At 68.9% G+C, this 17,559-nt stretch carries 9 protein-coding genes and 1 pseudogene; 7 read left to right on the top strand and 3 right to left on the bottom strand.

The genetic code is table 11. The features are described from left to right. Window positions 1–100 precede the first annotated feature (100 nt). On the bottom strand, window positions 101–4,495 hold the full coding sequence (locus QQM39_RS45795) for an AAA family ATPase (protein ID WP_302004047.1): 4,395 nt from the start codon (window positions 4,493–4,495) through the stop codon (window positions 101–103). Window positions 4,496–4,614: 119 nt separating this feature from the next. On the opposite strand from QQM39_RS45795, the gene QQM39_RS45790 reads away from it, so the two are divergent. Then, complete coding sequence (locus QQM39_RS45790) at window positions 4,615–5,472, top strand: hypothetical protein (protein WP_302004046.1); 858 nt, start codon at window positions 4,615–4,617, stop codon at window positions 5,470–5,472. A 129-nt stretch (window positions 5,473–5,601) separates the two neighbouring features. Here the strand turns inward: QQM39_RS45790 and QQM39_RS45785 are convergent, their stop codons facing one another. Then, window positions 5,602–6,585, bottom strand: a complete 984-nt coding sequence (locus QQM39_RS45785; protein WP_302004044.1) for a hypothetical protein — start codon at window positions 6,583–6,585, stop codon at window positions 5,602–5,604. Between the two features lie 697 nt (window positions 6,586–7,282). Here QQM39_RS45785 and QQM39_RS45780 point away from each other — a divergent pair. Continuing rightward, window positions 7,283–7,396: pseudogene (locus QQM39_RS45780) on the top strand (5'-nucleotidase); the annotation flags it as partial. 173 nt (window positions 7,397–7,569) lie between these two features. Here the strand turns inward: QQM39_RS45780 and QQM39_RS45775 are convergent. Next, the gene (locus tag QQM39_RS45775) at window positions 7,570–10,740 is read right to left on the bottom strand and encodes a DEAD/DEAH box helicase (RefSeq protein ID WP_302004043.1); all 3,171 of its coding nucleotides are present in this window, start codon (window positions 10,738–10,740) and stop codon (window positions 7,570–7,572) included. 413 nt (window positions 10,741–11,153) lie between these two features. Here QQM39_RS45775 and QQM39_RS45770 point away from each other — a divergent pair, with 413 nt between their 5' ends. The 5 genes from QQM39_RS45770 (at window position 11,154) to QQM39_RS45750 (ending at window position 17,535) form a co-directional block, all read left to right on the top strand. After that, complete coding sequence (locus tag QQM39_RS45770; protein ID WP_302004042.1) at window positions 11,154–11,384, top strand: DUF6207 family protein; 231 nt, start codon at window positions 11,154–11,156, stop codon at window positions 11,382–11,384. 232 nt (window positions 11,385–11,616) lie between these two features. Then, window positions 11,617–13,650 carry an ATP-dependent endonuclease gene (locus QQM39_RS45765; protein WP_302004041.1) on the top strand — a complete coding sequence of 678 codons (2,034 nt, stop codon included), beginning with the start codon at window positions 11,617–11,619 and terminating at the stop codon, window positions 13,648–13,650. Next, window positions 13,650–15,548, top strand: coding sequence for an ATP-dependent helicase (locus tag QQM39_RS45760; protein ID WP_302004040.1), 1,899 nt, complete (start codon window positions 13,650–13,652; stop codon window positions 15,546–15,548). Before QQM39_RS45765 ends, QQM39_RS45760 begins: the two co-directional genes overlap by 1 nt. A 269-nt stretch (window positions 15,549–15,817) precedes the next feature. Further along, entirely contained in the window at window positions 15,818–17,044 is a 1,227-nt protein-coding gene (locus QQM39_RS45755; RefSeq protein WP_302004039.1) for an ABC-three component system protein, read from the top strand. Beyond that, window positions 17,041–17,535, top strand: coding sequence for a three component ABC system middle component (locus tag QQM39_RS45750; protein WP_302004038.1), 495 nt, complete (start codon window positions 17,041–17,043; stop codon window positions 17,533–17,535). The genes QQM39_RS45755 and QQM39_RS45750 overlap by 4 nt, the downstream gene beginning before the upstream one ends. Window positions 17,536–17,559 lie beyond the last annotated feature (24 nt).

Genomic DNA, 17,559 nt, shown 5'->3' with positions numbered 1-17,559 from the left:
GCACAACAAAGACCCGTGTCCGTTCGCCGACAACAGCAGCCTGCACCCGGGCTGACCTGTCCGGTGGAGCACCGGGTACGGACGGTGGCCGCCGCCGAGCTCACGAGGAGAACGGCTTCAGCGGCCAGTCCAGGGCGGCGATTCCTGCCGGGCCGCCGATGTGCACATGCTGCTGCCCGCTGGCATTGGTGGATGTGAGGGCGGCGATCGGGGCCGCGGTGAGCAGGGTGTGCGCCAGGCGGCCCGCGAGGGGTTCCCACAGCCGCAGGCCGGTTCCGCTTCCGGCTGCCAGCAGCGCTGATCCGGAAGGCTGGGCAAGTGCGTGGAGCACGGTGGTGGACGGTGTCGCGACACGGTTCATGACCTTCCACCTTTGCGGGTCCCAGAATGTGACTTCACGGGACGTCGCGGCGGCCACGGCGAACCGGCCCTCGGGCAGCGGGACAGCACACAGTGCGGTGATCGCGTGGCGCTGGGGTAGGGGGATCTGCTCCAGGAGTTCGCCGCTGACCACGTCCCACACCAGCAGCCGGGAACGTACGGAACCTGCCACTAGGCAGTGGCCATCGGGAGAGGGGAGCGCCACCAGGGCGTTGGGCCGCGGCATGCGGCCCAACGGCAATCGGGCGGATCCCGATCCTGCATGGAGATCCACCACACGCATTCCGTCACGTCCCACCACCGCCAGCGCGGGCTCGCCGCCCGGGAGTTGCACGAGGCAGCTGGCACTGTCGTGCAGGTCTCTGGCCACGACGGTGGCTGTCTCTTGGCCGATGTGCCACAGGTGCACGCTGGTGGCATCGCCCACCAGCACGGCAGGGCCGTCTGGGAAACCGGGTACCGGCTCCAGGAACGTCACGGGCGAGGAATGCTTGTACCTGCTGATGTCCTGGCCGGTGGCCGGATGCAGGACCTCTACGGTGGAGGCGCTGGCAACGGCCAGGTACTGCGTCCCTTCCACCGGCTCCAGCGCGGCCATCCCACGCGACACGCGCGGGGACCAGGGCGGCGCGAGGGCCCGCTTGGCAGCAGAGGAAGCCTGCCTGTGCGGCGTGTTCCGGTGCAACAGGATGCCTTCGTCACCGGTGGCGGCCAGCTTCCAGGAACCGGACGGGTCGGCCACGCGCGCGAACAGGGACTGGGGCCGGGCCGGGTACCGCCCCACGTGCTGGGGAGTGTTGGTGCTTACATCCCATACGTCGACGGCGCTGTCCGTGACGACGCCGAGGCCATCGGCACCTCCGGGAGCGTTCAGGGCCACCACCCGCTGGCCCTGGCATGGCAAACCGTCAACGCCTGCGCCGGGCTGGAAGGGGTCGACCCACTGGACAGACCCGCCCTGGCGGGGTAGGAACGCGAGCAGATCGCCTCCGGACGGTCCGCGTACTGCAGCCAGGGGCCGCGCTTTGGTGAACGGAAGCTGCACGGGGACGACGTCACCGGTCAGGGGATCGAACAGCACCCATCCCTTCCGCACCCGCTTGCACAAGTGGTAGCCCTGGCCGTCTGGGCCGCGGACCCAGGTCAGCCGTTCCGGGAGCCTGAGGTCGTCGGGCAGCGCGACCCACTCCGTCTCGTCTTCGGAAGGCCGCCACAGCAGCAGGGATCTCCCGCTGGCCACCACCATGACCCAGCGCGCTTCGCCGTCGCGGGCCACGGTGACCATGCGGACACTGAACTTGTCGATGCGCGCCAGCTGACGGCCCGACAGCGGATCGAACACCGATGCGCTGGTGGGGTGGGCCACGACCAAGAAGGGGCGGCCGCTGGTGCCCCGTGCGACGGTGAGGCTGTGGGCCACTGCGGTGTCGATCGAGACGAGCTGCTGGCCGGTCGCACTGTCCCAGACGCCGAGGCCGTGAGGGGTGCTGGCGGCGAGCAGATCACGGCCGTCCAGTGTCCGCAGGGAGCACATCGAGTGGACACGGCCGGCCGGCGAGGCCACCACGTTGCCGCGGGGCCGCCAGTGCGCCCAGTGCGTGGGCAAGGCGGCGTCCGGCGAGGGCGCGGCCAGCGACGTCACGCCCGGAACATTCGCACTGGCGGTGAACTGGGCTTGCGCCGTCAGGTGGAAACGGATGCTGCTGAGCCGGGACGGCACGTCCACTGACTCGTCCAGGTAGGGCTCGATGAGACCGGCTGACGTGACGACCCGGCGCTGTTCTTCGCCGAACGGCAGCGGCAGCCCCAGACGACCGCGCAAGGTTCCCGAGCTTTCATGGGCCGCGAGCTCCACCGGCATGACTGAGTCGTCCAGGCCCCCGCCACGATCCGCGTGTGCCACGGTGTGGCGGCGTACATACGGGTGCGGTGCCAGATGCCCGGACTGCCGCGCCAGCCCGGCCAACGCCTGGGCGATGGCACGGTGAACCAGTTCAGGCGGACGGCTCTCCTGCAGACGCGCGGCCCAGGCCTCCGGCTGCCCGGTGAGCGGGTCCACGACCAGCAGGCCCGGCTCCCGCAGAAGGACCTCACTCACTCGCTGATGGACCGGCCGGTACGTGACACGGGCGTCCTCCTCGCTGGTGGTGAGATAGCCGACCAGACGGCTGTGCCGCACCGTCCGGATAGCCGTGTCGATCACCCCCTGTGCAGGAGCATCGGCCCCCAGGACCGCCGTTGCGGTCGCCGGCCATACTTCAGCCCACGGCAGACCGGACCCCTGACCGAAAGCGCTGGCCCGCAACACCGCCAGCAAGACCCGCAGGTCCACCCTCTGCTCTTCAGCCACTTCCCGCAGATCACTGCTGAGCAGCGCTGTCGTCCCGGCCAACAGCCGCTCGCGCCACCGGAGGTCGTGCAGATCCTGCGCCTGGGAAGCGCCCCTGAGCTGAGCAGCCGCCAGACGTGCATCCAGGAACGACGGTGCTACCGCCTCCGCGATCACTTCGGCTGCTTCGTTGGCCTCCTCCTCGTAGCCCGCGTAGGGGCTCTCCTCCTGGGCCTGCAGTACCGCCCGCACGTAGGCGGCGATGTCCTGCCGCGTCTGCGGACCGTCCGTATGCAGCCGTGTCAGCTCCACATAGGCTTCGCCCACCCCTGCCTGGAGGACCGTGTGCAGGACACCCAGCAACTGATCGGCCGCCGCGTCCTGCAGCCGTCCGTCCGTGACATCCTGCGCCGAACTGCGCATACCCACCACCAGCCGGACCGCCCCCTGGCCGTCCGCCGTGCGCAGCCGGGCCAGAGGCCCGATCACGTCCGACAGGCACGCCGCAGGCTCCAGCGCCTCGTCCAGTCCGTCGACCACGACCGTGACCGGCCCCTGCTTGGCCTCACCGGCGGCCGCGATCCGCTGCAGCAGAGCCTGCAGCGCAGGTTCCCCTCTCGAAACGGCTCCACCGAAAGCGGCCAGCAGATCCTCGATCAGCGCCAAAGACGACTTCCCGCGGGCAAGCACCGCCGCGTCGACGCCACCCACTGCAGGGCGAAGCGGCGCAGGAATCGCCTGCACCACCGCCGCGAACCGTGAGACAGTGGCAAACAGCGGATCGCTCAACGTGACCAAACGGGCCAGCAGCGCCGACTTGCCCGATCCGGCCGCACCGGTCACTACCAACACGCCTTCGCCGGCACGAACGAACTCCACCAGCGCCCTCATCAAATCCCGGCGCCCGCTGAAGTACCAGCCTGGATCCCCGTCGTCCGTGCGGCCCGAGGCACGCGAGAGCCAGTACTGCTCAAGGGCGGACGCCGACAGCGACACCGACTGCCGGGGGGCCTGCACAACCTGTTCCTCGGGCTGGAAATGCGGATTGGGCAGGCACAGGCTCGGCTCGTCACGGCGCGAGTCGGGCCACACCCACAGCGCCCGTATCAGTTCCGGATGGTCGTCACCGACAGTATTGAGAAGCTTCTCCCACTCCTCCAGCGACAGATGAGGCGCCGTAAAGCCGGCCGACTCGTCCCTGGCCCGCTCCAGGGCCAGCTCCATCAGCCGCGTGAACTCACCCAACCGCGGCCGCTGCTCGAAATCACCACTGGTGATCACGGCGAGAGTCCTCAGCTTCCGCCGCTGGGCGGACAACTCCTCCAACAGGACACCCAGTTCGCTCTTCAGGCTCCCGGCGAAGCACGAGTCGACCAGCACCAGAACATGCTCGGCCTCACTGTCCACAACCTGCGTCACCAGCTCGCTGGTGGGAAACGCCGTGGCGAGCAGCCGCCCGGTGTCTGTGCCAGCGAAAGTCAGATAGTGTCGCCGTGACATGCCCCGCAGACCGTGCCCGGTGATGTAGACCACGAGAGCCTCGTCCCAGTCCGCCCTGGCCAGTTCCTGGCGGGCCAGGAACTCGCGCAGATCCTCCGTGCATGTCAGTTCCTTGGGCTGCGCGACCTCGAACTGCCGTTCCGCGCCAAGTGACGGATGAGCAAGCCACCCGGTCACCGTCTCCACCTGAGCCCGGATCCCCGTAGTGAACTCATTGTCCTCAGTCGCATAGTCGTCAACCGCGACAATCACCAACCGCCGCGAACCCGGTGCCGTCTCGCTCAACCCCAGCCCCCTTCGCCGCAGATGCTCCTTGAGTACCTTAACGACCAGCAATTACGATCCCCGCAGTCACCAAGGTCCCGCAGCCGCAGGGCCCGTCCTCGGGGGAGTGGAAGGCCGGCATGCACATCGTTGGAATCCACGGCATCTGGCAGGGAAACACCAACGCCGTGAAACTATCGGCTGACTGGGCCGGTGCCCTGACCAAGGGACTGCGCACCCACCACGGACCCGCCTGCCCCATCCCACCGCTGAGCGTGGCCTACTACGGCAACCTCTTCCGCACCCCCAGCCAGCGGCTAGGAACCGAAGACGGCAGCCCTCTCGTCGACGACACCGATCCCTTCACCGACCAGGAGGAAGCGTTCGTCCTCGACACCCTCGCCCTGTACACCCCGCCGGGCCTAGACCCCGAACAACTCCAGACCGAAACCCTCGGACTGGGCATCCCTTACGTCCCCCGCCCCGTCGCCAGGGCACTTGCCGCCGCCGACCACAAAATCGGCCGCAACATGGGCCGACGCCTGCTGCGCTTCATCCGCCAGGTCTACCGCTACCTCCACCACGACATCGGCGAGCGCATCCGCGCCGAAGTCCGAACCGAACTGCACCGCCCCGAACCCCGCCTGGTCATCGCGCATTCCCTGGGCAGCATCATCGCCTTCGACATGCTCACCCGCGCCGACACCGGACCCGGACCCGACGGCCTGACCACCCTGGTCACCTGCGGATCCCCCCTCGCCTGGCCCACCATTCGTCACTCCCTGGGCCAGGACGGCGCACTGCACCTGCCCGACAGCATCGACTGGATGAACCTCCACGCCGCCGGTGACATCGTCGCCCAGAGCGGACTGGCCCTCCTCGCCCCGGCCGCCCGCGACGAACTGGTCCGCAACGGCATCGGCGAACCGCACGCCGCCCACCGCTACCTCGCCCAACGGCCGCTCGCCGACCTCATCGTGCAGACCAGCACCCCCTAACCCAAGCCCCACGGCAGCGGATGCAGACAGCACCGCTGTCGGCCAGCGCGCTTATTGCGCATGACGCTGGCGCGTCAGGTGCGATCATCCTGCAGTCGGCTGCGGGCAACGACCGCATGAGTGGTGCCTCTAGGCCGTTCCTTCGCCAGCCGCTGGTGCGAGACGGGCCACCGCGCGCTGGCCGAGGGCGTGGATCTCGTCGAGGGCCGGGTCCAGGGCGGTGACGTCCCCCTGGAAGGCCTCCAGTTTTTCGGGGGTGGTGCAGATGCTGATTAGCAAGAGGATCAACTCTTCCCACGCATCAGCCGGAGGACGACGGCTGATGAAATCAGCACAGTCCAGGTAGTGGCGAACGCGGGGGTTGCCAGCACGGACCTGCTCGATGTGCCGCAGAGCGGGATCTTGCAGGCGGGCACGGGAAGCCAGACGCAGCGGAAGGGAGGACTCCACCAAAACGGCGAGCACGTGGCGGACCGTGCAGAGGGTGTCGTAGTCCGTCTCCCTCAGCCGGCGCGCCTTGTCGGCCGTGAGCCCCCCGCCCGGCAGGACCAGCTGGTCGCCGGAGCATTCGGCCTGTGTGGCGATGGCCTCCATTTCGGTGAACGCCTGCGCGGACACGAGCCCATTGCCTGGTGAACCGAACGATTGCCCGAGGGCCTCCATCACGCCGTCCGCGGCGAACTCCTGCACGCCCAGCACCACGGCGGCCGCGAACGTCGCCAGCCCATGTGCGTCCGCCCGGCTGTGCGGATCGGCCGGGCGGACGCGGCCGCCCGCCCGGCGCGTGTTGCGGGCCCGGTGATACCGCCTGGCGTAGTACGTGTGCGCGGCAGCAAGAGCGGCGTCCGCACGCCGATCGGGATCGTCGCCCGCCGCCTCGACAGCTCGCTCGACGACAGCCACCGCGCTGGAGCGATCCTGACCGACGTACCACATCAATGCCCTGCGGACACCACGTTCCGGCAGCGGAACCCAGGTGGCCACGAACGCATCTCCGGACCGCGGATGCACCGTGAACACGCGGAGCACGGCTTTCTCAATCCGCGTCTTCCTGGCCGTGGCCAGAGCAAGGGCCTCGGCGACCACCGCCGTATCCGCAGTGAGCTCCGACACCGACCCGACACCTCTGCCCAGGCCGCGCCGGGGGCCCCACGGCAGAGCCCCGAACTCCCGCCAGCGCCTGATCTTGGCCCAGCTCACGCACAGATCCCGCGCCCCCAGGAGTTCGGAAAGCTCCTGTTCAGCCGCACTCGGTCCCTTCCACGCCACTACCTCACCCTAGTTAGAACCCCGCGATTAAACCGCCCAACTGGCGGCGCCGGGAATGGCCTACTGGATCACGCACTCGCCGTGCGACGACGGCCCGCGAGGGGTGCGACGTTCTCAATTCATGTCACCAGTAGGAGGATTCATGACACGACCTATCCGCTGTACCGGCCGCCGCCTGCTGCACGCCGCAGGCTTCGCGATGCTCCGCGGCGCTGCATACGCAACCGGCAGCACCGTCATGACAGGGGTGCTCCTGTGGCTGATCTCGCGATGAAGCACTCCCACCCCTGCTGCCGCTCCGGTGCGTCCTTCACCGCCTGCAGGAGGCAAGGAGGCCCGAACAGCACACCGGGCCGGCAGCCGGAACACGGGTGCCGGACCATTTCGTTCCTGCTCGGACAGCCGGCGACCGGGCAGATCAACCTGCGCGGCGAACAAGACTGCCCACCCCCTCTGCCCCCATTGCCGCTTGCCGTCCCGGCGGCCTCTCAAAGAGCCCAGTCGGAAGGGGCGCCAGCCGACGCCATCCCGCGAGCCGTGGCTCATGGGCGTTCTCAAGCCCCACATCTTCTTCGATTACCAGGTCCGTCATCTGGCCGGCACCGCCCGCAACACGCCCAGCGTGCACGTCCCCTTCGGGAAGATGAACGAGCCGGAGTGCCAGGCGCCGATGAAGTGCCCCAGTGAGGTCTCGCGCCGGGCAGAGCCGCGGCACACTCACGCCGGTGCGGCCCTGCCCGGCCCGCCTGCGGCGGCGTCACGTCCATTGCGGCAGGGGCGGTTGGCTGCGCAGGATCATGCTGTCCCGGCAGATGGCCGCCGCTGGGTCTACGGGCTGCAGAAGACGGTGAAGGTGCCTTTGGTCAGTGCCCGTACGTAGGAGTGGGCGCCGGCGAGGAGGCGCTGCTGCTCGCTGCTGCAGGCGGCGGCGGATAGGCCGGGCTGGGCGATAACGGTATTGATGTGCGGGCGCAGGTGGGGCGCGCGTTCACGGAGGCGGTACAGCTCGTCGATGCTGCCGATCAGGTACGGGGTCTTGCCGGGGTTGCGGGCGGCGTATTTGCCAGCCCGGCGGTCCAGGGTCCGCAGCAGTGCGTCTGTGCCGTACTCGCGCCATTTCGCGCCGCGGGCCGCCTGCCCGCACACCTCGTACAGATCGTCGACGCGGGCTCCGGGGAAGGGCTCGGAGGAGTATTTGCAGTGCACGAGCGTGATGGTGATCTCGGTGTCGTCCGCGGTGATGCCGACGAGGTCGGCGATTTCGCCGGAGCCGTCATCGTCGACAAGGACGTCGAAGTGCTGCTGGCCGCTGAGGTGGAGGGACATGTAGTGCTGAATGGACTGGGGGAGCCGCTCGGGTCCCATGGACTCGATCTTGATGTCGACGCCGTTCCAGCCCAAGGGCTTCAGCAGGGAGAGGTCGAAGGGCGGCAGGTCGGTGCGGGGTGCGTGTAGCCGGTCGTCGGGTGTCAGCAGGCGGTCGCCGGCGAAGTACAGGTAGGGCTTGTGCTTGTTGATCCACTCGGCGGCGGGCACCGTCGTGTGCTGATGCCGGACGAGGGCGTCGTCGGCGACGGGTGAGTAGACCAGCCCCTGGTCGGTGAAGTCGGCGCTGTAGGCGACCTGCCAGGTGGGGGAGACGAGGGAGAAGCGCAGCGGCCCCTGGTCGGTGAAGTCGTCCACGCGGAAGCCGATGTCGGTCACGGGATGGGACCGGCTGTCGACGGTGAACGGCGGACCTTCTCCCAGGCCGGCACGCCACTGCCACGGCCACTCCAGGCCGAGCAGCGGGAAGGGGGGACGTTCGGTCTGCTCGACGGGGATGATGAAGCCGGCCATCACGTGTTCGAGGTCCACACGGGAGTCGAGGATCTTGGTGCCCTGCGTGTTGCACCACTGCATCCAGGCCAGCAGATTGGGAGCGGTGCGCGGCGACCAGAAGCGGCCCGACAGGGCCGCGCAGACGGAAACTCTGGTGCCGTCGTCCAGGCCCGAGGCGATGATGTGGGTCTGGCTGCGGTTCTTGCGGGCCTCGGCGTTGAGCGCTTCGAAGACGTCACTGCCGACCAGGAGCGAGAAGCGGTTGAAGTGGTCACGCGAGTCCAGCAGACCGATGTTGGTAGCCACCACCCGCTCCAGACCAGCGAAGACCCGGAAGGTGTCGAGCCCCTTGATCGGCTGGCTGTCGCCTCCCAGGACCCGTTTGGCCAGCTCCTTGTAGTCGCCCTTTTTGTGGGAGCCGTAGATGTACAGCAGCCGCCGCGCATCGTCGAAGTACATGACGATCAACTCGTACTGGGTCTGCTCAAGGAACTGCGGGGCACCCCAGTCGACCAGGGTGCGGTGCTCGACGACGAACCAGGCGATGCGGCCGTCGGCGCCGGTGGCCACGGTCTGCCCGAGCACGCGGTCCTCGCCGTAGCAGCTGATCGCGGCCTGCGGATCCCACGCGCCGCTCGGAGCCCGGTGCGCTACCGCGCTCATCTTCGGTTCCAGCACACTGACCGCCATGTCGGCCGGCACATGCGTGAAGGAGGCGTCGAACTCGCTGAGTTCCTCACCCCGCGCAGCGCTCTGCTCGGTGATGTCATGCAGCAGGAGATCCCAGTCCGCGTCCTCCTTCAGCAGGTCGCGCAGCGGTGAGAGGGCCGCCGCCGGATCCCGTGCCACGAACACCGAGGCGGTCCCGATCGGTTTCGGGGCGAGCGTCGAGGTGCGGGTGAACCGGCCGATGAACTGGATCATCGGGCTGAGGCTCTTCCTGACGTCGTGCACCGCCGCCACCTTCAGCTGGGGCATGTCGAAGCCCTCGCCGAGCATGTTCACGCACACCACGATGCGGCAGCTGCGGTCGTGCATCGAGGCCAGCGCCACCTTGCGGTCAGCCGCGGACAGCCCGTCATACAGCGCTACCGCACCCAGATCATCTGCCAACTCCTGGTACAGCGCGCAGATCTCCCGGGCCCGTCTGACGGTGTTCACCCGCGCCATCAGCAGGTGGTCATAGCCCGCGTCCAGGTCGGCACGCAGGCGCTGCACGGCCAGCTCGGCGATCTTCTGGTCGTTGCCCTCCAGGCTCAGGGCCGCCCGGTAGTCGATGGCTGTGAAGTAGTTCTCGGCCTGCGCCTGGCGCAGCGGATAGCGGAAGACGGTCCGGCCGGGAATCTTCCGGCCGTCCTCCCTGAACGGGGTCGCGGTGAACAGCAGTACCCGCCGGTCCTCGAACCGGCGGATCACATTCGTCCAGGTAGAGGCCGGGGCATGGTGCGCCTCGTCGACGATCAGGTGGCTGAACTCGGCCAGCAGGGCCTCACGCGCCTCCGGGACGCAGTAGTGCAACACGCTGGGGGTGGCCACGACGACGTTGCACGCCGAGGCGAACGCCTTTGCCTCCGCCGCGTCGGTGAAGCGGCGCGTCACACGGCCTACGCACGGGCGAAGCGCGGCCGGGGAGACGATCTCCTGCTGTTGCAGGATGCCCAGCGACTCGAACTTGGCCGCGATCTGGTCGCGCAGCGCGACGCTCGGCACCAGCACCAAAAGCCGCTCGGGACGGCACGCGACCAGCACAGTGAGCATGGTCTCCGTCTTGCCGGTGCCGGTCGGCATGACCACCAGGCCCGGCTCGGGCAGATGCGAGTACCAATACCCGATGACCGCGTGCAGAGCACCGGCCTGCGGAGGCCTCAGCCCACCCTCCCGCACGAGATCATGCAGCTGGATCGCATTCGGGTAGGAGTCGAGCACCGCCTGCGGGGTGGAGAGCTGCTGTGGCCCGATCCAGTTCACCGCGCCGCCGAGTGTGTTGGGCACCAGCGCGGCCAGCGCGTCCGCCGCGCCGGCCGCGGCAGGCCAGCGCCCGAAAGAGTTGTGGACGAACTGGGATCCGGATTCCTCGGTCAGCGTCAAAGGGCTGGCAGGAACGAGCAGTTGGCTGACTGTGTTGCCCTGCCACTTTTGGGGCGCCGCCCACACCTGCTCGGTGCGCAAACCCGTCATGTCCGCCCGCTCCTGCCTGCACCCGGCTTCGGCATGCCGCGTGAGGCCGGGCGCGGGGCCAGCGCGGCGGTGTCGCCCCTGTTCGGGCTGCCGGGCCAAGAAAGGCGGAACCGTACACGTGCAGGAGCTGATCCATGATCTGTGCAGGACATCAAGGATGCAGATCAAATACTCGAACTGATCGAAATGTGTCGCTAACTGGTCTGAAATGTGCATGAGGTGCCGGTAGATCGGCGAAATCCGACCCAGGGTGAACCCGCTGAGAGGTAGCTGGGTTCAATGCGGCGCCACGGGCATGATGCCGCCCGTGGAAGATGCGCCTGCCGGCTCGGTGGCATGCCGGTACAGCACCCGGTCGAGTGATGCCGTGGCATCGGGGGAACCCGCCCGGATGCGGCGACGTCGTGTGGGGCATGAAGCCGATCAGGGATGTGCATGTGGCCGAGCCGGGTCTGCTCGTGGTGGACCTCGCGGCTGCCGATGACGACACAGCGTTCGCCATGCAGAACGCGATTGCTCAGAGATGGGCCACCGCGCCGGCCGAGCACACCACACGCCAGCCCGGGGAGCCGGGTGTGCGGCTGCGCTGTTACGTGGACCTGCGCCAAGAACTCGCTGGTCCTGAAAACTCTGCGGGGCGATGACCAGACAGCCGGCAACCATGCCGGCTCATGCACAGGGGAAACCGCCGGCCCTGCGCGGCCGGTCGGACCGTGCGTCCGGCCGGGCTTGTGCGCGAGGCCTCGTCCGGCCGGGACCAAGGACGGATGGCTCCAGGACCCGGCACCGGACTCGGTCCGGCTGTCGGCGCACGCGAGAGCCCGCTGTTCCTGAGTGACGGTGCGTGCCCCGTCGGTTGATGCGGCAACTAGGCTGATGCGTCCGCAGGTGGGGCGTCTGGAGTGCGTGGGGCGGGGGCCGTGCGCGGGGGAGGGGAGAGCGGTGCGCCTTTCAAAGGTCAGGATCGTGAATTTCCGGAATTTCCGGGATCTGGTGATTGATCCTTTCCCGACTCCTGCGGTGATCGTGGGGGAGAACGGGGTCGGCAAGAGCAATCTGCTGTACGCGTTGCGCCTGGTCCTCGACCCGGACCTGTCCAACCGGTGGCGCAGGCTCCAGGCCGACGACATCCATGACGGTGCACCGGCGCTGCACCAAGGAGTTGAGGTCAGGGTCGAAATCGAACTTACCGACTTCGACGATGATGACGACGCCATCGCGACCCTCGACGGCGCGATCATCACCGAGGACGGGCAGCCCCGCATCGCCCGCCTGACCTATCTGTTCCAGCCCAAGCTTGCAGTGGGCGCAGTCTTCGGCGCCCAGCCCAGCCAACCGCTGACTCCCGACGACTACTCCTGGACCATCTACGGCGGCGACGATGCGGGCGTCGACATGCGCCACGCCAAGGACTACGTCCCGCTTTCCGTGCTGCCCGCCCTGCGCGACGCCGAGGGCGACTTCTCCCGCGCCGACCGCAGCCCCCTGGTCCGGCTGCTGCGCGAGCGGCCTCCGGCCCCCGACATCGTCGCCTCCACCCTGGACGCCCTGAAACAAGCCCGCAACCAGCTGGCCCAGGACGCATCCATGCAGCAGGCGGTGGACGAACTAGCCGCCCGCCTGGCCGCCATGACCGGCCCCCAACTGCCGCTGACCCCTTCGCTGGACTTCGCCGGCCGGGAAGACGACCTGATCCGCAGCGTCCAGCTCCTGATCGACCCGAGCAGCAGCCGCGGCATCCAGCACACCTCCACCGGCACCGCCAACGTCGTCTACCTGGCCCTGCTGCTCGAGCGGCTGAAACTGCGCCGCCAGGCCAGCGACGGCGAGGACACACTCCTGGCCGTGGAAGAGCCCGAGGCCCACCTCCACCCCAGCCTGCAGCGCAAGCTGTTCGCCCACCTGCTCCACGAACCCAACCGTCTGCTGCTGACCACCCACAGCCCGCACATCGCCGCCGTCACCCCCCTGTCCAGCATCGTGCTCACCAGCACCCAGGGCGACCACACCGTCGGCTCCGTCGTACCGCCCGGTGTGCTCACCGACGCCGAGACGGCCGACCTCGAGCGCTATATCAACGTCACCCGCGCCGAGATCCTCTTCGCCCGGGGCACCGTCCTGGTCGAGGGCGCAGCCGACGCCTACCTGCTGCCCGCCCTCGCCGAGGCAGCCGGCTTCCACCTGGACGACCACGGCATCGTCGTCTCCAGCGTCGAAGGCACCGACTTCGCCCCCTACGCCACCCTGCTGGGCCCCCAGGCGCTGCGGCGCCCGCACTGGATCCTCACCGACGGCGACGCCACCGACGGCGAGCACCGCCATCACAAGGAACCTGGCCTGTGGAGGGCCCGCGATCTGGCACGCATCGCACACGAGGACGCCCTGCACCAGGAACTCGACCAAGGCATCGACACGATCACAGTCCAGAAGCTGCCCGAGCGCGGCGTACGCGCCGGACGGCAGCAGGTGGTGACCGCCGCGAGCCTGGTAGGCGTCTACGTCGGCGACCACACGCTGGAACCCGACATCGCTCCTTTGCTGCATCCCGAAATGGCCGAGGCCTACTGCGCCTTCCGGCAGCGCGAGAGCAGCCGGTCCGCCTTCCGCGAAGCCCTGGCCCCCTTTGAGGACGGCACCGCAACCGGCCAGCAGCGCGACACCCTGGTGGACAAGATCGAGGCCATCGGCAAGGGACGCTACGCCCAGCGGCTGGCCGCGCACGTCGCCAGCACGACCGGCCTGCACGGCCGCGTCCTGGACCTACTCGGCCGCACGGAAGGTCCCATCACCCGCGACGACCTGCTGACGATCGAAGGCCCGGGAGCCATCCTCGGCCTGCTGGACGATCTCAGCTGCACCTTCCGCGGCCGGCCCCTGTTCCCCGCAGCCTCCACCCCGGGCCACAGCTGATGACGGCCCCCCACCAGCAGACGCCTGCGACCGTGTCGGCTCTGCTGCCGCCCGCCCTGGCCGCCGAACTGGGCGCGCTGCATCCCGACCAACGCGCCGCCGCCACCCACCACGCAAACATCGCAGTGCTCGCCGGACCCGGCGCCGGCAAGACCCGAGCCCTCGTCGCCCGCGTCGGATACCTACTGGCCACCACCAGCCGCCACCGCGGCGTCGCCGCCCTGACCTACACCGAAACAGCCGCCCACGAGACCACCGTGCGCCTGCACCACCTCGGACTGCACCCGGGCCGCCGCCTGTCCAGCACCACCGTGCACGCCTTCTGCCTACACCACATCCTGCGCCCCTACGGCCGCCTGATCGGCGACCCGCTTCCCGACGACCTCACCATCCCCGACACGTCCGCCTGCAGACAGATGTGGGACACCGCCGCCTACGAATCTGGCCTGGACGTCAACCCGAACAACCGGACCACACTGGAGCGCCTGCGCCGTCTGATCGCCGCCGTCGAGCCCATCGCCGACTACCCGCGCCAATACGCGCGCGCCGTCCGCCGCTACGAACAACTGCTCCGCGACCACGACACCCTCGACTTCGAGGCCATGACCATCCGCGCCCTCGACCTGCTGCGCGAAAGCCGCACCGCACGCGAGCAACTCGTGGCGCGCTTCCCGCATTTCGTCGTCGACGAATACCAAGACCTCGGCCCCGTCCTACACGCCCTGGTGCTCACCTTGCTGGACGCCGGCGTGGGCATCACCGCCGTCGGCGATCCCGATCAGGTGCTCTACGCCTACCAGGGCGCCAGCCCCCGCTACCTGACACAGCTCAGCAACCGGCCCGACTTCCGACGACTGCGCCTGCGGGTCAACTACCGCAGCGGCAGCGCCCTCGTAACCGCCGGCCGCGCAGTCCTCGGCGAGGACCGCGGCTACCACGCCGCACCTGGCCGCGACGACGCAGGCACCGTCACTATCCTCCACGCCGACGGCGACGTCGACGCCCACGCGGCCCGCACCGTCGAAGTCCTCAACAACCGCCTGGCAACCGGCACACCGCCAGAAGACATCGCTGTCCTCTACCGCTCCAAAGGCCCCCTGCTCGACGCCCTGACCACCGCGATCCGGGCCGCTCAGATCCCCTTCGACAGCGAAAAGCAGCGCCGCCGTCCCAGCGGCCCCCTCGCCGACCTGATCGCTGCCTGCGCCACACGGCGACTGACCGGGCCTCTTCCCGGCGCCGCGACCACAGACCTCGCAGCACCGCGGCGCAGAACAGCCGGAATCGCCCCTGCCCGAACCCTTCGCGAGCTGGCCGCAACCTGGCACCATCAACTCCAGGTCGCCCACCACAACGACCCGGCCGACACCCAGCGCACCCTGTCACGACGCCTGGCAGCGCTCCTGGACGCCCCCGACCGTGAAACCCCAGCCCACCCAGCGTGGACTTTCCTCGCCGCACTGTGGGACACCCTGGGAGCCACCCACCTCGCCGATCACAGCCCCGACCAACGCGACCGGGACACGGCCCAGGCCCTGGCAGACCCCGGTGACCTCACCATGGCCGAACTCGCCGGAGGACAAATCCCCGGCCACATCGCCCTGACCACCTACCACAGCGCCAAGGGCCGTGAGTTCCACATCGTCATCCTGCCTGGCCTCGTCGAAGGACTGCTCCCACGTCACTACCCCGGCAAGCCCCCCGCCCCCAAAGAAGTCGCCGACGCTCGCAGAGCCTTCTACGTCGCCCTCACCCGCGCCAAGGACGAAGCCATCCTCATCGGAGGCAACCGCTACACCATCCCCGCCAACAAGTGGTACCCCGCACGCCCACGAGACACCATGCGCTCCAGATTCGTCGACGAAGTCGAAGCCCAACTGCCGGATAGGCCCCGCTGACCGGATCTCTTGAGCGCAGGTCCCGTCCTTTAAATAGGACCGGTCTGCCTTTCCTTCTCCGCGTGCGGACAGGGCGGCGTGCTGTGGCCAACTGTGCTGCTCCAAGGGGAAGTTCGCACGCGCAGCCGAGGCGTGGGTGTGCGGAACCGGGCGTCATGCCCCGAGGTCTTCACGACTGCTGAGCTTTGACGTGCAGGGGCTTACCCCACATCGGACCGACTTGCCCGCCATTACACTTTGTCGCTATTTTGTAGCGCACTGTGACGAACGTGTGGGTGCACTCTGCGGCCGGACAGCTCTCCGGCTACCTCTACCAGTGCGACCGGGCCCTAATTGAGCTGGCCCGTACCTGGTTCAAGAACCCCCAGGCCGAGCTGCGCATGGAGTGCCTCGACGACATCGTCATCCGCAACGAGGGCTGGCCCGCCGAGTGCGTGCAGGTCAAACGGCACAAGGGCGAGGGGGAGTTGTCCCCGACGGGAGCCGACCTGTGGCGCACGCTCAACGGCTGGTGCGACGTGATGGCCGCCGTCGGCGAGGGCCCCGTTCCCCTGCTGCGCCTGGTCACCACCCAGCGTGTGGGACCCGACAACCCGCTGGCTGTGCTGCGGCACAGCGGGGCAGAGCGCGATACCACTGGTGTGCAGCGGCTGCTCGAATCCATCGCCGCCGACCCCGACGCGGCTGCCACCACCGCCAGTTGGCGGGCACGGTTCCTGCAGGCCACCCCGGCTCAACGCGCCAGCCTGGTCGGCGCGATCGTGCTGGACGACCAGGCGCCCCAGCCCGCCCGCTCCGACGCCGACCTGCAGGAAGTCCTCGGAATCTGGAAGGACGACGCCGACCACGTCACGGTCATGCTGCAGCAGGTGCGCGGCTGGTGGGCCATGACCACACGGCAGATGCTCGACCCCGCCGACCCGCGCCGCGTGTCCGTCTGCGCCGCTGAACTGCGCGCGGTCGTCGACCACCTGCAAAGCAGCTACGGGCCCGGCCGGCTGCCGCTCAACAGCCGGCTGGAGGAACTGACCGAGGACGAGATCGGCCGGTACGCCGACCGCGTCTTCGTCGCTCAGCTCACCCTCATCGGCGCGGGTCCCGAGACGCAGCACCACCACATCCATGAGTACCACCATGCGGCCCTGCACCGTTCACGCTGGCTGCACCACCACTACGTCACCGAAGACGAACTGGCCGCGTTCGAAACGGACATCAGGCAAGAGCACCGGGCCGTCGCCTCCGGTCTGCGGGACGCCTACCGTCTGGGCCGTTGCGAGGACGACGCTGAGGAAGTCGGCCGGAAGATCCTCACTGGGTCCGAGCAGGCCGTGGTCGGCCTCGCCCTGCGGCAGATCGACAAACGCTGGATCGCCCGCGGCACCCTACACGCCCTGGCCAACCTCGCCCTGACCGACACCCGGCCGGTGGGCTGGCACCCCGACTTCAAAACACTTCTGACCGCCCTCGCAGGTCCTTCAAGGGCTGATGTCCCATGACCACCGCTTCCGTCCCCCGCTCCCTGCTGCCCGAAGCAGCCGCCCTGTTCAACCCGGCTTTCGGCGCCTACCTGATGGCCGCGGCCGCAGGAGCCCACCACCGCGCCGCCGATACGCCGCTGCCCTACCTGAGCAGCTTCCTCGTCCTGCCCCTGGTGCTGCCGCCCGACTCCCGCTCCGCCCTGCCGCGCGACACCCGCACCTCCCTCACCGCCTGGCTGACCCGCAACCCCCAGCTGCGCGCCGCCTATCCCGCCCGCGCAGCCGCCCTGACCGCCTACACCCGCACAAGCCACCGCTTCGCCCTGCGCCAGGGCACCTACAGCGTCGATGCCGCGGGAATCGTTCTCGAGCGCCGCCTGCCGCTCCTGCCGCGTGCTGGCCGGCATGACGAGATGGCGCAGTGCACCGCTGCAGCCGCGCTGGTCGGCCGCTGGCTTGCGGCCACTCCGACGGCAACCGCCTTCACCCTCCTTGGCGTCACGCCGTAACCCACCCCACGATCGAAGCGATCC

Source organism: Streptomyces sp. DT2A-34 (genome assembly GCF_030499515.1).
Lineage (GTDB): Bacteria > Actinomycetota > Actinomycetes > Streptomycetales > Streptomycetaceae > Streptomyces.
This window is presented reverse-complemented; position numbering and strand designations above follow the sequence as displayed.